The organism is Chitinophaga nivalis (assembly GCF_025989125.1).
Classification (GTDB): domain Bacteria; phylum Bacteroidota; class Bacteroidia; order Chitinophagales; family Chitinophagaceae; genus Chitinophaga; species Chitinophaga nivalis.
Genome location: NZ_JAPDNR010000001.1, coordinates 771326 through 786070, shown reverse-complemented (window position 1 = coordinate 786070; position 14745 = coordinate 771326). Strand labels below are relative to the sequence as shown.

Genomic DNA, 14745 nt, shown 5'->3' with positions numbered 1-14745 from the left:
ATATGAAGAAACGCTTATTATTGCTGCTCACCGGCATATTGGGAATACTGCACGCTGTTGCGCAAACGCAACCTGGAAAAATCAATGGACTGCTCACCGATAAAACCACTAAGGAGGCCATGCCGGCAGCAACCATTGTATTATTGCACGCAAGAGACTCTACAGTCGCTGCCACCACTATGACAGATACCAAAGGTAACTTTGAACTATCCAATGTGGCTGCCGGCAACTACCGCCTGTATGTAAGCTTCCTGGGATACCAGCCCGTCAACAAACCCATCAGCATCGACACCAGCCACAAACTGGTGGCACTGGGCAACATCGCCATGGAACACAAAGGCGTAGACCTGCATGCTGTGGAAATACGGGAAGAAAAACCTCCCATCGTCGTTAAAAAAGATACCCTGGAGTTTAATGCAGATGCCTTTAAAACACGGGAGAACGCCGTGGTGGAAGATCTTCTCAAAAAGCTGCCAGGTGTAACCGTAGATAAAGACGGCGCCATCACCGCGCACGGCGAAACAGTGACCAAAGTTTTTGTAGACGGCAAACCCTTCTTTGGCAACGATCCCAAACTGGCCACCAAAAATCTGCCAGCCAATATCATTGATAAAGTACAGGTCATAGACCGTAAATCCGATCAGGCACAGTTTACGCAGATCGATGATGGACAAACAGAAAAGGCCATCAATATCGTCATCAAAAAAGATAAAAAGAAAGGCATCTTCGGCCGGGCAACCGCCGGCTATGGCACAGACGATCGCTTCGGCGGCAACCTTAGCCTGAACCGCTTCCGCGAAAACCAGCAAATGTCTTTACTGGCTGGTGGTAACAATGTGAATAACCTGGGTTACTCCATGATGGACCAAATGTCGTTTGGCGGCGGAGGTGGAGGCGGGGGACGTGGCGGAGGCGGGGGAGGCCGCAGCGCGATGCGTGCCATGCAGCAAAGTATGGGCATGGGCAACAATGCCGGTATTACCCGCAACTGGAACGCCGGTCTTAATTTCAACCAGACCTATGGCAAAAACCTTATCGTTAATGGCGGCTATTTTTACAACGATACCAAAACAGACATCAAACAAAAAACAGCCCGGCAGAATTTTTTACCGGATAGTACCAACTATTATAACAATAATGCACAATCGCTGACAGATAACAGCAACAACCGCCTTTTCGGCCGGGTGGAATACCAGATAGATTCACTGCACTCCCTGATTTTTTCGCCTACCTATTCCCTCACCAATGCCAGCAGCAACAGCATCACAGATTATCAGTCGCTGAACAGCAAGCGGGATACAATCAACAAGGGTATGACGATCAATGAAGGCAGCGGCAACAGCCAGAACCTGGGCGGGACCTTGCTTTTCAGGAAGAAGTTCAAAAAGGCAGGGCGCACCTTTACGGCTAATTTTTCCTACAATAACACCACCAACGATCAGGAAAACTATAACCGGTCTACCATTACGTATTTCAATCCGGATAGCGTAGTCACCTTCAATCAGCTGAATGATATACATTCCACCAGCCGTAATGCCGGTGTAAATGTGACCTATACAGAACCGGTATTTAAAGACCGCTACCTGGAAGTAAACTATGGCGTCACCAAATACAACAGCAACAGCACCAAATACACCTACGATTTTGATGCCGGTAAAAACACCTACAGCCAGCTGAATGATTCGCTGAGCAATGCTTTCACCAACAGCACATTGAATCAGCAGGCGGGGCTGACACTGCGTACCACCAAACTGAAATACGACTATTCCTTCGGGTTGAATGTATTGTTCAATAATCTCGACAACAATACCTATTCCTTCCGCACGGGTAAAGACAGTCTGATACAACAACACACGGTTAACTTTGCACCTAATGCCACGTTCAACTATACGTTTGCCAAAAACAAACGGTTACGTATCAACTACAACGGTAGTACGCAGCAACCTACCGTACAACAACTACAGCCCGTACCGGACAATAGTAATCCGTTGTATATACAGCTGGGTAATCCTGACCTGAAGCCGTCTTTCAGCAATACCCTGTCTGTTAATTATAATCAGTTTAACAACATTACCTTCCGGGGGATGTTTGCTTCACTCAATGGTACTTTTGGTTCCAACAAAATTATCAATGCCACGTCTCTGGATGAAAAAGGCCGCCAGGTAAGCAAGCCTGTCAACGTAAATGGTTATTTCACTGTGCGGGGTATGTTGCACAACTCCATACCCTTGTCTAAAACACCGGGACAAAACCTGAATACCAGCAGTACCGTGAGCTACAGCCGTGATGTAAATATTACCAACGGACAAATGAACTACAGCAAAAGCCTGTTGCTGTCACAAGCAGCCAATGTAAGTTACATGTACAAGGAATTGCTGGACATTGCCATAGGCGGTAGTGTTAATTATAACGCTACCAGCTATACGCTGGCACAATCCCAGAATACGCAATACCTGGACTTCAACGCCAATCTGGATTTCAACATCAACCTGCCTTATGGCTTCCTGATAGGCAGCGATGTTACCTGTACCCTGAACCGTGGACGCACAGCAGGTTATAACCTGACCTCCACCATGTGGAACGCCAATATCTCCAAATATGTGTTTCCTAAAAAACAGGGGATGATAAAAGTGCAGGGATTTGATCTGCTGCGGCAATATGTGAATGTTTCCCGCAGTGTGAGTGATAACTATATTGAAGACGTACAAAGCAATGTATTACAGCAGTATTTTATGGTCAGCTTCACTTATTTCCTGAATAAATTTGGCGGCAACACCAAAGGAGGCGACCGGAATATGCGAATGAGTATGCCGGGTGGTGGTGGCAACCGTTTCCAACGGACACGGTTCTAAATAAAACATAAGGAGAAGATCAGCGCGGAAATAATCCGCGGCTATCTTCTCCTTATAACTTACCTGCTGATGCTGTATAATCACACAGTTACCGCCTGTTTCGATGCCCAGATACGTTTTAAGATCCAGGAAATGGTAAACGTGGGGATAAAGTCGGTACCCGGAAATAACTCTTCTATAAAATTAAACACACCTCCGAAAGTACCGATGGAACCACCAAACATGCGATAAAAAATAAATGCGGAAATGGGTGCCCAGACAAAATCGCCAACTTCACCTAAAACGGGAACAGCGTAACTGGCGCAACCCAGAAGATCCATGATAATACAGATCCACAAATTGGGAGTATATTTTTTTTCCATATCAACCTCCACTTTTTCAAGACCAATAAACAAATTACTTACCAAAGTATAATTCTTAGTGCAATTTAAGATATATACGCCATCCGGCCACCGTTGGTTCCACTTGAAAAGTAAAATGCGTATTTTCCCGTTTATTTTTCGGGTTATCCTCATGCAGGACTTGCTACTACCCGTTATTTCACCTAAATTCAATCCTGTTTTAAAGCCATCAAGTATGCACGAGGACAACTCCCTCCGCGATATGCTCAAAGAAAAGTCTGCCACAGCATTCGCTCCCACGTTATCAGCAGCAGCAACCAATACGCCGCTCAATGGAAAAATCAACCACTCCGTGTGCGCCTGGTGTTATGACATGCCCCTGGAAGATCTTTGCAGGGAAGCCCGGCAAATCGGTATTCCGGCAATCGACCTGGTGGAACCAACAGATTTCCATATCCTGCAAAAGTATGACCTTACCTGCGCCCTGGTAGCCACCAACGGCCCGGAATGGGGGATTACAAAAGGGTTTAACACGCCCGCCCACCATGACGCCCTGGTAACCTATTTCAAATATTATATCGACGAAACAGCCAAAGCCGGATTTTCCAATGTGGTTTGTTTCTCTGGTAACCGCAACGGCATGGACGACCAGCAAGGGCTGGAAAATTGTGTCAAAGGCCTGCAGCGCATTATCAGTTATGCAGAAAAGAAAAAGGTCACCCTTGTCATGGAGTTGCTGAACAGTAAAGTAGATCATCCGGATTATCAGTGCGATCATACTGCCTGGGGGGTAGCCCTTTGTGAATCAATAGGTTCTCCTAATTTCAGGCTGCTGTATGACATCTACCATATGCAGATTATGGAAGGAGATGTGATCCGGCATATCCGGCAGCACCACGCCTGTTTTGCACATTACCATACCGGCGGCGTACCTGGCAGGAATGAAATTGATACCACCCAGGAACTGTATTACCCGGCTATTATGAAAGCGATTTACGAAACAGGTTTTAAAGGGTATGTGGCCCAGGAATTCGTACCAGCCGGCCCTGACAAGATCGCGTCCCTGCGCCAGGCCATACAGATCTGCGATATCAGTTAATGATAACCGAAATAATTAGTTTCAGAAACAGAATTATCCTACTTTTGCGCCCACTAGTCCACCAAAACAGTAGAGTAATAACATGAAACAGTACTACAAAAAGCCTTTATCATGGCTGCTTAAAGAATCGGCAGACGAGAGCAAGGATACCCTTAAACGTACGCTTAGTGGTTTTCAGCTGGTCATGCTGGGGCTGGGCGTTATCATCGGTGCGGGGCTCTTTTCCCTGACCGGATTAGCCGCCGGCAACAATGCCGGTCCGGCCGTAACACTTTCATTTGTAGTAGCAGCGGTAGGCTGCGCCTTTGCCGGCCTGTGTTATGCAGAATTTGCGTCTATGATTCCCGTAGCAGGAAGCGCATATACCTATGCCTATACCACTATGGGAGAACTGTTTGCCTGGATCATCGGGTGGGATCTGGTACTGGAGTTTTCCGTAGGGGCGGCAACAGTATCTATCAGCTGGTCTAATTACCTGGTGGAGTTCCTGAAAGGCTATAATATTATCGTACCGGCGCAGCTGGTGCATTCTCCGTTTGAAACCTTCCAGCTGGCAGATGGTACGCTCGCACACGGATATCTGAATCTGCCTGCTGCCCTGGTGGTTATTTTAATGTCCTTTATCCTGATGCGCGGTACCAAAGGTTCTGCCATCTGGAATGCCGTGGTGGTATCCTTAAAAGTAGGGGTGGTACTGGTATTTATCGCCCTGGGATGGAAGTATATACAACCAGCTAACCTGACCCCTTATATACCCGCCAACAACGGAGAATTCGGGCATTTTGGTTTCTCCGGTATTATCCGGGGCGCCGGGGTTGTATTCTTTGTGTTCCTGGGATTTGATATCGTGAGTACAGCTGCACAGGAAACCAAAAATCCCCGTCGGAATATGCCTATCGGGATATTAGGCTCTCTGGCCATCTGTACTGTGCTCTTCATACTGTTCAGCCACGTCATGACCGGACTGGCGCCGTATACCGAATTTAAGAACAGCGGAGCGCCCGTGGCAGTAGCCATTGGACATACTCCTTTCAAATGGCTTGGTCAGGTGATTATGCTGGCCATTATCATTGGGTATACGTCTGTCATCATGGTGGATCTCTGGGGACAATCCCGCGTATTTTACTCCATGTCCAAAGATGGACTGTTGCCTAAAATATTTTCAGACATACATCCCCGGTACCGTACCCCGTGGAAATCCAATATCCTGTTTTGTATTTTCATCAGTTTATTTGCCGCACTGGTCCCGATTAAAGTAGTAGGGGAGATGACCAGCATTGGTACCCTCCTCGCATTTGTAATCGTTTGTGCCGGCGTGTGGATCATGCGGTATTCCATGCCGGATGCACCCCGCGCGTTCAAAACACCCTGGGTACCTTTCGTTCCTATCATGGGTATCCTTACCTGTGTAGGCATGATGGTATTTCTGCCACTGGACACCTGGCTGCGCCTGATCATCTGGATGGCTATCGGCATGGTGATTTATTTCGCTTATGGTAAGAAACACAGTAAAGTGCGGAAACATGAAGCGGGCAACGATCAGAATTTCCAGTCCTGACGCAGGATACCCATTACCACCATATCCACATACTGCCCATGCAGTTTGGCACTATGGCGTAACGTACCTTCTTTGGCAAATCCCAGTTTAATTGGGATTTGCCCGCTGCGTTCATTCTGCAATACAAAACGTATTTCAATTTTATTCAGGCGGAGCTTTTTGAAAGCATAGGTGATCAGTCCTTTACACGCCGCCGTAGCAATCCCTTTTCGCTGAAAGGGTTCACTGATCCAGTAGCCGATTTCAGCTTTCTGCAACTGGTGATCCCAGCCATGCAGATCTATCACACCACACAGCTGTTGCTGATACCAGACCCCCAGCGCAACGGCTTCCTGTTCTTCGGCCTTGCGTAACATCAATTGAATAAAACGACGGGAATGTTCTTCATTGGTATTGTAATCCACCCAGGGTAAAAATCTGCGCAGGCTTTTACGGGAAATATCCAGTTGTTGATATACCAGCGGGGCGTCCTGCAGTTGTAATTGCCGCAGGAATAAGTTTTCATTAACGTTTACTTCGAACATATCCGGATTTAAAAGCGGGATTAAACATACATCGATTTCCCGGAAAAACCAACCCGCACTGCGGCGGCAAAAAAAACGGCGGGTAGCTGCCAGCCTTATACTGCAAGGCTGCAACTACCCGCCGGTAACGGATAAATCCGGCATCAGTTACTGGCCAGCAACTGATGTTTATACATATCTTTTACGACCTGCTGGGCATACAGTACGGCCATTCTCTCGGTTGTGGGCGGATCAAATGACTGCGATTGTACGCTATACAACAGCTGGCCACTGTTGAGGTCATACAGGTTGCCTTCCCATTGATATTTGGTATTATAGGTATAGTATCCGGGATCATACATCCGGGAATACCACCTGGAGTAGTAAGGCCAGAATCCATAATAACCATAAGGCTGATACATACTGCCTGGAACATAACTTTTTTCTTTCCCTTTATCCAGCATAACAATGGTCATTACCTGGTTTACATCGCTGCCTTGTAACTTGCGCAGCACTTGCTTTTCAGACATTTTGCCCAGTTGTTGCGGACCATATTCCTGTAAAGCAGATACCGCATTATAGCCTTTCTTCTTCAACGCTGCTACCGTATAACTTTCCATCTGGCTCCGGAGGGAACGGTCTTTCTCCGGCACCAGGGCCATTACCATAATTTTATTTTCTTTTTGCAGCTGTTTCGCATCATTGGCCCGCCAGGAAGATGTTACTTTTGTACTTGAACAGGCGCCCAGTGCCATGATTACTACACCTGCCATTATTAAACCCAGCTTTTTCATAGTCCCTCCTTTGTTTTGATTGGTTAGTATCTGTTAGACGTAGTAATCACTGTTTTGTAACAGGGCAGGAGAGGGTTTAACAATAATTTTAGATATAAAAAAAATTACGCATTCCAAATAAATACAGGCTGTATTTATCTGGAATGCGTAATCAATATGGATCGTAATAACCGGTCTTAATAATCGATTACCTGTTCTTCGATCGCTGCAGGTAATTCCCGGAAGGTATACAGCTGGTTACGCAGCTGCGGCTCGAAGCCTGCTTCCCGGATAGCTTCCTGCATAGTCAGGTAGGTAAAACGATGCGGAGCTCCCGCCGCGCTTACCACATTCTCTTCGATCATGATAGAACCGAAATCGTTGGCGCCTGCATGTAAACACAATTGTGCTACCTGTTTACCTACAGTCAACCAGGATGCCTGAATGTTTTTGATATTGGGCAGCATGATGCGGCTCATGGCAATCATGCGGATATATTCTTCGGAAGTGGTCATGTTATGTACCCCGCGAATACGTGCCAGCAAGGTATCTACATCCTGGAAAGTCCACGGGATAAAGGCAGTGAAGCCGTAGTGTCCTTCTGGTTTTTCGCTTTGTACCTGTCTGATATCCACCAGGTGTTCAAAACGTTCCATCACGGTTTCCACGTGTCCGAACATCATGGTAGCGGAAGAAGCAATATTCAGTTTATGTGCTGCCCGCATCACGTCCAGCCACTCCTGTGCACCACATTTACCTTTGGAGATCAGGCGTCTCACACGGTCATTCAGTATTTCTGCACCGGCGCCGGGTAAGCTGTCCATACCCGCTTCCTGCAAGGCGCGCAATACTTCTATGTGCGTGCTTTTCTCCAGTTTGGTGATATGCGCTACTTCGGGGGGCCCGAGCGTGTGTAATCTTAATGCGGGATATAATTGTTTCAGCTCCTTAAACAGGTCTACATAAAAACGTAAGCCCAGTTCCGGATGGTGGCCACCCTGCAGCAACAGCTGATCGCCGCCATATTTCAGGGTTTCCTCTATCTTCCGCTTGTACTCATCAATCTGTGTGATGTAAGCATCTTTATGGCCCGGGATACGATAGAAATTGCAAAACTTACAGTTGGCCGTGCACACGTTCGTCGTATTCACATTCCTGTCTATCTGCCACGTGACCTTGCCGTGCGGTACCTGCTGTTTACGTAGCTCGTTGGCAATATGCATCAGTTCTGCCAGTGGGGCGTTTTCAAATAGGAAGACCCCCTCCGCTGCTGTCAGAAACTCAAAATTCTGCGCCTTTTTGTATAAGTCCTGAAGTTCCATGTACTAAGTTTCAATCTCTGAATAACGGCAACAAAGGTAGTATTTCGGGAACTAACCGCCTTTAATAAAAAAAATTTAATATGAATAGTTTTAAGTGTTAAATTTAGGTAATCACGACATCCCTGCTTCCACTGTATGCATAGACCAAATCTGTTTTGCTTATTACTCCTCCTGATAACAACCGGTATCACTTCTGCTGCACGCGCAGTAAATAATACATTTGACAACGATAGTACCAAAGAATCTGCACTGATTACCCGCTTTCATTTTAAACAATATTACGGTGGGGTAGTAGTCATACAGGCATTGGTCAGTAACTATCCGGATACCCTGCAATTCATCCTCGACACCGGCAGTGCCGGTATTTCGCTGGATACCGCTACCTGTTTAAAGATGGGTATTACCAATACGCCTTCTGACAGAATCATCAAAGGCCTGGGTGGCGCCAAACCGGTGTCCTACGCCATGCATCATACCTTACGGTTACCCGGTCTCAATATCGACAGCCTCGATTTTCATATCAACGATTATGAGCTGATCAGCCAGGTGTATGGTATTCAGGTAGATGGTATCATTGGTTTCAGTTTACTTAGCCGGTATATTGTAACCGTTGATTACGATACAGAAGAAATCCTCATTTATTCAAAGGGCAGGTTTAACTATCCCAAAGGTGGACAACTGCTGCGCCCTTCCCTCACACAGATTCCGCTGATATCTGCGCCGCTGCGCGTCAACAAAAAATACATCAACAACCGTTATTACTTCGATACCGGCGCCGGTATGTGCCTGTTGTTATCTACGCAGTTTGTGAAAGACAGCAGCATCATGGAACGCCGGAAACGCAGCAAAAAGATTATACAAACAGAAGCCCAGGGTCTGGGAGGTAAAATGCAAATGTCGCTGACTACGGTATCCGAATTCCGGATCGGCAACTATGCCTTCCGCAATGTACCCACCTATATCTTCGACGACAAAAGCAATGTAACCGCCTATCCCTTTCTGGGAGGCATGATTGGCAACGATCTGCTACGCCGGTTCAACATCACGCTCAACTACGCCAAAAAGGAAATTTACCTGGTACCCAATTCCCATTACCGCGATGCATTTGATTATTCCTACACAGGGCTGATCATCTACCTCATCAACGGACGGGTGGAAGTAACCGATGTGATTAAAAATTCTCCGGCAGAAAAAGCCGGTTTCCGGAAAGGAGATATCATCATGGCTATTAACAACAACCTGGGCGCCAACCTCCAGCTTTTCCGCGAAATCCTGAAAAACATCGGTTCTAAAGCCATCATCCTGATCAGCCGGGACAATGACCTGATTATTAAAAAGTTGCCAATAAAAAGTATTCTTTAACGTTATTTGTGGCATGTGGCGTTATTCCTGGATAGTAATCATCCCGCTTTTTTGCTTTGCCGTTTTACCCGCTACCGCACAACGCAGGGGTATCACCGCAGTCATAGATAATAAAAAACCGCTGGCCGTCATCCCTTTTCAGTTAAAAGGCAAACAGGTAATCATTCCTGTAACCCTTTCCGGCAGCAGCGATACCCTGCGGTTTATTTTTGATACCGGGGCAGAAGTGACCGTACTACATAGCGGCACTGCAGAAAGATTAAAACTGGGCAGCAGCCGGCAGGGATTCATGAGTGGTACCAACAACGCCATGATCAAAACGCCGATGGCTACCCTCAATGCCCTGTATTTCAAAGAAGTAAGGATGCCCTACGTAAGTGCCTATCTGGAAAATCTCGATAACCTGGGCCAGGTAGATGGAGTAATCGGTATCGCCCTGCTGAAAAACTACATCGTAAAAATTGATTATCTCCAGCAACAACTCCTGCTATTCCGCCAGGGAAGCACCCCAACAAGTAATACCGGCCGCCTGCTACATTTCCAGCTGAATTTTACAACACCCGTAATAGAAGCCGCTATTCAGCTGCCTGATGGCAGCAACCTGGCCGGCCACTATCACATTACCACCGGTGGCGACTATGGTATACTTTTCAACTGGCCCTATGTGGAAAAGTACCGGCTGCACGAACGGCTGCCAACCCTGAGTACCGATAGGGTACAGGACATGGTAAAAGTATTAACCTATACCAACAGCAGCGTATCGGAGCTGAAACTGGGCGGATACCCCATCGGCAGCGTACCGGTCAGCTATTGTAAAGATATCAACGACCTGGGGGTATTCACGGAAGTAGCCGGTGCTATTGGTTTCGACGTCTGGAAACAGTTTACCGTCACGATAAATTACGATAAAAAAGAGCTCTATATAGAGCTCCCCAAAGGGAAACAGCAATAAGCAGCCAACGTGTAGATATACCTGTTATAAACCGCTTATCCGTTCATCTGCCTGCAAATCCACGGGTAGCAATTCGTTATTCCTTATTTTTATCCTTATTTTTACTTCTCACCAATACAGTCATATGATTCATTATAATAAATTCACACTGGCTAACGGACTCAGGGTAGTGGTCCACGAAGACCACACAACCCCAATGGCTGTAGTAAATGTGCTGTACGATGTAGGCGCAAGGGATGAAAATCCTGAACAAACCGGCTTTGCGCACTTATTTGAACACCTGATGTTTGGTGGCTCCGTCAATATTCCTGAATATGATGAGCCTTTGCAAATGGCCGGTGGTGAAAACAACGCTTACACCACCAGCGATCTGACCAACTATTACATACAGCTACCCGCAGAAAATATCGAAACCGGCTTCTGGCTGGAAAGCGACCGGATGTTATCCCTGGCTTTCAGCGAAAAAAGTCTGGATGTACAACGTAAGGTAGTATCTGAAGAGTTTAAAGAACACTATATCAATAAGCCTTATGGCGATGTATGGCACAAAATGCGGGAACTGGCTTACTCCAGTCACCCTTATCGCTGGATGACCATCGGCAAGGAATTATCGCATATTGAAAATGCTCAACTGGATGATGTAAAATCCTTCTTCTTTAAATTCTATCGTCCGGTTAATGCCATTCTTTCCGTGGCAGGTAAAGTAACCGTAGCACAGGTAAAAGAACTGGCAGAAAAATGGTTCGGCGATATTCCTTCCGGGGAAAAATACGTCCGTAATCTGCCTGTTGAACCGGTGCAGACAGCTGCCCATAAACTGGAAGTAAAGGCCAATGTGCCATTGGATGCTTTGTATAAATGCTACCATATGCATGCCCGTACCGACAAACGTTATTATGCGGCAGACCTGATCTCCGATATCCTCGGTGGCGGCAGCTCCTCCCGTTTGCATCAGACGCTCGTAAAAGAGAAAAAACTGTTCAGCAATATCGACTGTTACCACTTCGGTACACTGGATGCCGGCTTGCTGACCATTGAAGGCAAACTGGTGAAAGGTGTAAAAATGAAAGACGCCGAAAAAGCGATCCAGATAGAACTCGAAAAGCTGCAACAGGAGATTATTCCGGAACGGGAATTACAAAAGGTAAAAAACCGTGTGGAAAGCCTGCTGGCCTTTGAAGATATGAGCTTGCTCAACCGTGCCAACAACCTGGCTTTCTATGAGCTGTTAGGCGACGCGGAATTAATGAACAAGGAGTTTCAAAATTATGAAGTAGTAACGGCAGCAGAGCTCCATGAAGAAGCCCAACAGCTTTTCGATGAGAAAAACTCCAATACCATTTACTACCATGCAGCTAACTGATAGCATGGATATTACCCTCATGCTGGTATAAAAAAGATACAATGAACAGAACTATTCCTCCTCCCATTAAAGATGCCGTGGAGTTTGACATAACGCTGAAGCCGTACGAAAAATTCACCCTGGACAACGGTATTCCCGTATATGTGGTCAAGTCCGAAGAACAGGATACACTGCAACTGGATCTGGTATTTCCGGCAGGTAGCTGGTATGAAAATGAAAGCATGGAAGCCGCGGCTACCAACTTTCTGATGAAGAACGGTACCAGCAAACATACTGCCCTGGAAATAAATGAAAGCATTGATTATTATGGCGCTTATCTGAACAGAAACGCCCATCATGAAAATGCCACCTATACCCTGCATTGCTTAACCAAGCATACAGAAGTATTGTTGCCGATACTCCAGGAAGTAATACTGGACCCGGCATTTCCGGAAGAAGAGCTGAACCTGTATAAACAGAATCAAAAACAAAAACTGGCGGTGAACCTGCAGAAATGCGATTTTGTGGCCAATCGTTTTATTGATAAATACCTGTTCGGCGACTTCCATCCATATGGCCGCGTAAGCAGTATGATGGCCTACGATGCCTTACAGGTGGAAGGGCTGCGTGCTTTTTATAAAAAACACTACACCTACAACAACTGCCGCATCTTTGTAGCCGGTAACATGCCGGCAACTATCATTCAGCTGCTCAATCAGTATTTTGGCACCACACAGTGGAACGGTACTTCCGAATTGATTAAGCTGGATCTGCCTGTGCAACCGGCGGAAGAAAAAAAATTCCGCATCTTCAATGATGAAAATGGGGTACAGGGCGCCGTACGCGTTGCCCGTCATTTCCCGAACCGTTATCATCCTGATTTCCCCAAAATGCTGGTGCTGAACACCATCCTGGGCGGATATTTCGGATCTCGGCTGATGAGCAATATCCGGGAAGAAAAGGGGTATACCTATGGTATCTATTCCCAGCTGTATAATTTCCGGCAGGTGAGTGCTATCAACATCCAGACAGAAGCCGGCCGCGATGTTTGCGAGGCTACCATCGATGAAGTATACAAAGAATTACTTCGCCTGCAACAGGAGCCTGTGCCTGCAGAAGAACTGGACCTGGTACGCAACTATATGATCGGTTCTATCCTGGGCGACCTGGATGGTGCCTTCCAGTTGATCCAACGCTGGAAAAACCTGATCCTCAACGATCTGGATGAAAATTATTTCTATAACAATATCCGTACTATTAAAACCATTACGGCCGCGGAAATCCAGCAACTGGCGCAACAATATTATACGCCGGGCGATTTCTATGAACTGGTGGTTATTTAGACTGGTATCATCACTATATTAAAAGGTTTCGTTGCCGGAACCTTTTTTTATTTTAAATCATTTATCCACCATGGATACTACACACGATTATCTCAGCGCCAATAAGGAAATGTGGAATCAACGTACAGGCGTGCACGTTAAGTCCGACTTTTATGATATGCCAGGTTTCCTGCAGGGAAATACCTCCCTGAAAGCCATTGAGCTGGCGCTACTGGGAGATGTACAGGATAAAACCATTCTCCACCTGCAATGCCATTTCGGACAGGACACTTTATCCCTGGCCAGAATGGGGGCGACTGTTACTGGTATGGATTTATCCGATGCAGCTATCCACCAGGCCAATACCCTGACAGAACAATTACAGCTGACATCCAAAGCCCGCTTTGTTTGCTGTGATCTTTATAGTCTTCCGGCTCACCTGGAAGGTACTTTTGATAGGGTATTTACCTCTTACGGCACCATTGGCTGGTTACCCGACCTCGACAAATGGGCCGGTGTAATTGCCCATTTTTTGAAGCCCGGCGGCCACTTTATCATGGCGGACTTTCACCCGGTGGTATGGATGTTCGATGATAACTTTACCACCGTTGCCTACGACTATTTCAATACGGCGCCCATCATAGAAGAAAGCACCGGTACGTATACCGACCGGCAGGCAGACCTTAAACACGTCTCCTATTCCTGGAATCATCCGCTCAGCGAAATCATTACTTCCCTGACCAGCAAAGGATTACAGTTACAGGTGTTTGAAGAGCATGATTATTCTCCTTACAATTGTTTTAATAATACGATCGAAAAAGACGGGCGTTTTTATATCAAAGGCATGGAAGGAAAATTACCTATGGTATATGCTTTCAAATTTTTAAAACCATACTAAAATGAAATCACTTTTAGTTTTACTGATGCTGATCATTGCCGGCACCGGTGTTGCTTTTTCACAGACGCAGGGAGCGATGAACAAGGAAGCAGCACAATCCTACAAAGAAGCGGATAAAAAACTGAACGACGTTTATCAGCAGATCCTGAAAGATTATGCCGCCAATAAAACTTTCATTAACAACCTGAAAGAGGCACAGCGCCTGTGGATACAATTGCGGGACGCGCAGGTAAAAGCCATGTTCCCCGCAGCGACTAAAAGTTATGGTAGTATGTTCCCGGTTTGCAAAGCCAATTATCTCTCCGAACTCACCCAACAAAGAACGGAGACCTTACTGGTATGGCTAAACGGACTACCACAGGGCGAAACCTGTACCGGTTCCATAGGGGCGAAGGAGTAACATGCAATTAATATATTATTA

Annotated in this window: 13 protein-coding genes; 9 read left to right on the top strand and 4 right to left on the bottom strand. The window is 46.4% G+C overall.

Features of this window, described 5'->3' with window-relative positions; genetic code table 11:
• Positions 1 to 2 precede the first annotated feature (2 nt).
• Positions 3 to 2852, top strand: coding sequence for a TonB-dependent receptor (locus OL444_RS03300; protein WP_264734659.1), 2850 nt, complete (start codon positions 3 to 5; stop codon positions 2850 to 2852).
• Between the two features lie 80 nt (positions 2853 to 2932).
• On the opposite strand, the gene OL444_RS03295 is transcribed toward OL444_RS03300, so the two are convergent.
• Positions 2933 to 3214 (bottom strand): hypothetical protein, encoded by a 282-nt coding sequence (locus OL444_RS03295; RefSeq protein ID WP_264734660.1) that lies wholly within the window; start codon positions 3212 to 3214, stop codon positions 2933 to 2935.
• 214 nt (positions 3215 to 3428) lie between these two features.
• Here OL444_RS03295 and OL444_RS03290 point away from each other — a divergent pair, with 214 nt between their 5' ends.
• Both OL444_RS03290 and OL444_RS03285 read left to right on the top strand, forming a co-directional pair.
• Positions 3429 to 4292 carry a hydroxypyruvate isomerase family protein gene (locus OL444_RS03290; RefSeq protein WP_264734661.1) on the top strand — a complete coding sequence of 288 codons (864 nt, stop codon included), beginning with the start codon at positions 3429 to 3431 and terminating at the stop codon, positions 4290 to 4292.
• A gap of 82 nt (positions 4293 to 4374) precedes the next feature.
• Positions 4375 to 5850 (top strand): amino acid permease, encoded by a 1476-nt coding sequence (locus OL444_RS03285; RefSeq protein WP_264734662.1) that lies wholly within the window; start codon positions 4375 to 4377, stop codon positions 5848 to 5850.
• Here the strand turns inward: OL444_RS03285 and OL444_RS03280 are convergent.
• From OL444_RS03280 to mqnC, 3 genes are all read right to left on the bottom strand, one after another.
• On the bottom strand, positions 5832 to 6374 hold the full coding sequence (locus tag OL444_RS03280) for a GNAT family N-acetyltransferase (RefSeq protein WP_264734663.1): 543 nt from the start codon (positions 6372 to 6374) through the stop codon (positions 5832 to 5834). The two genes, OL444_RS03285 and OL444_RS03280, sit on opposite strands and share 19 nt — an antisense overlap.
• 143 nt (positions 6375 to 6517) lie before the next feature.
• Positions 6518 to 7147 carry a hypothetical protein gene (locus tag OL444_RS03275; RefSeq protein WP_264734664.1) on the bottom strand — a complete coding sequence of 210 codons (630 nt, stop codon included), beginning with the start codon at positions 7145 to 7147 and terminating at the stop codon, positions 6518 to 6520.
• A 176-nt stretch (positions 7148 to 7323) separates the two neighbouring features.
• Positions 7324 to 8448: a cyclic dehypoxanthinyl futalosine synthase gene (gene mqnC, locus OL444_RS03270; RefSeq protein WP_264734665.1), complete on the bottom strand. Its 1125-nt coding sequence runs from the start codon at positions 8446 to 8448 to the stop codon at positions 7324 to 7326.
• A gap of 135 nt (positions 8449 to 8583) precedes the next feature.
• Between mqnC and OL444_RS03265 the strand changes: the two genes are divergently transcribed.
• The 6 genes from OL444_RS03265 to OL444_RS03240 all read left to right on the top strand — a co-directional run bounded on the left by OL444_RS03265 (position 8584) and on the right by OL444_RS03240 (position 14724).
• Entirely contained in the window at positions 8584 to 9810 is a 1227-nt protein-coding gene (locus OL444_RS03265; RefSeq protein WP_264734666.1) for an aspartyl protease family protein, read from the top strand.
• A gap of 13 nt (positions 9811 to 9823) precedes the next feature.
• Entirely contained in the window at positions 9824 to 10762 is a 939-nt protein-coding gene (locus tag OL444_RS03260; protein WP_264734667.1) for a retropepsin-like aspartic protease, read from the top strand.
• Between the two features lie 124 nt (positions 10763 to 10886).
• The gene (locus OL444_RS03255) at positions 10887 to 12125 is read left to right on the top strand and encodes a M16 family metallopeptidase (protein WP_264734668.1); all 1239 of its coding nucleotides are present in this window, start codon (positions 10887 to 10889) and stop codon (positions 12123 to 12125) included.
• A gap of 41 nt (positions 12126 to 12166) precedes the next feature.
• A complete protein-coding gene (locus OL444_RS03250; RefSeq protein ID WP_264734669.1) occupies positions 12167 to 13447 on the top strand; it encodes a M16 family metallopeptidase in 1281 nt (426 codons plus the stop codon).
• A 70-nt stretch (positions 13448 to 13517) separates the two neighbouring features.
• On the top strand, positions 13518 to 14324 hold the full coding sequence (locus tag OL444_RS03245; protein ID WP_264734670.1) for a class I SAM-dependent methyltransferase: 807 nt from the start codon (positions 13518 to 13520) through the stop codon (positions 14322 to 14324).
• A gap of 1 nt (position 14325) precedes the next feature.
• The gene (locus tag OL444_RS03240; protein WP_264734671.1) at positions 14326 to 14724 is read left to right on the top strand and encodes a lysozyme inhibitor LprI family protein; all 399 of its coding nucleotides are present in this window, start codon (positions 14326 to 14328) and stop codon (positions 14722 to 14724) included.
• Positions 14725 to 14745: the final 21 nt, after the last annotated feature.

Bases quoted from the DNA above. Each gene is read 5' to 3' on its own strand.
- OL444_RS03300 (WP_264734659.1), top strand. From the start codon at position 3: ATGAAGAAACGCTTATTATTGCTGCTCACCGGCATATTGGGAATACTG.
- OL444_RS03295 (WP_264734660.1), bottom strand. From the start codon at position 3,214: ATGGAAAAAAAATATACTCCCAATTTGTGGATCTGTATTATCATGGAT.
- OL444_RS03290 (WP_264734661.1), top strand. From the start codon at position 3,429: ATGCACGAGGACAACTCCCTCCGCGATATGCTCAAAGAAAAGTCTGCC.
- OL444_RS03285 (WP_264734662.1), top strand. From the start codon at position 4,375: ATGAAACAGTACTACAAAAAGCCTTTATCATGGCTGCTTAAAGAATCG.
- OL444_RS03280 (WP_264734663.1), bottom strand. From the start codon at position 6,374: ATGTTCGAAGTAAACGTTAATGAAAACTTATTCCTGCGGCAATTACAA.
- OL444_RS03275 (WP_264734664.1), bottom strand. From the start codon at position 7,147: ATGAAAAAGCTGGGTTTAATAATGGCAGGTGTAGTAATCATGGCACTG.
- mqnC (WP_264734665.1), bottom strand. From the start codon at position 8,448: ATGGAACTTCAGGACTTATACAAAAAGGCGCAGAATTTTGAGTTTCTG.
- OL444_RS03265 (WP_264734666.1), top strand. From the start codon at position 8,584: ATGCATAGACCAAATCTGTTTTGCTTATTACTCCTCCTGATAACAACC.
- OL444_RS03260 (WP_264734667.1), top strand. From the start codon at position 9,824: ATGTGGCGTTATTCCTGGATAGTAATCATCCCGCTTTTTTGCTTTGCC.
- OL444_RS03255 (WP_264734668.1), top strand. From the start codon at position 10,887: ATGATTCATTATAATAAATTCACACTGGCTAACGGACTCAGGGTAGTG.
- OL444_RS03250 (WP_264734669.1), top strand. From the start codon at position 12,167: ATGAACAGAACTATTCCTCCTCCCATTAAAGATGCCGTGGAGTTTGAC.
- OL444_RS03245 (WP_264734670.1), top strand. From the start codon at position 13,518: ATGGATACTACACACGATTATCTCAGCGCCAATAAGGAAATGTGGAAT.
- OL444_RS03240 (WP_264734671.1), top strand. From the start codon at position 14,326: ATGAAATCACTTTTAGTTTTACTGATGCTGATCATTGCCGGCACCGGT.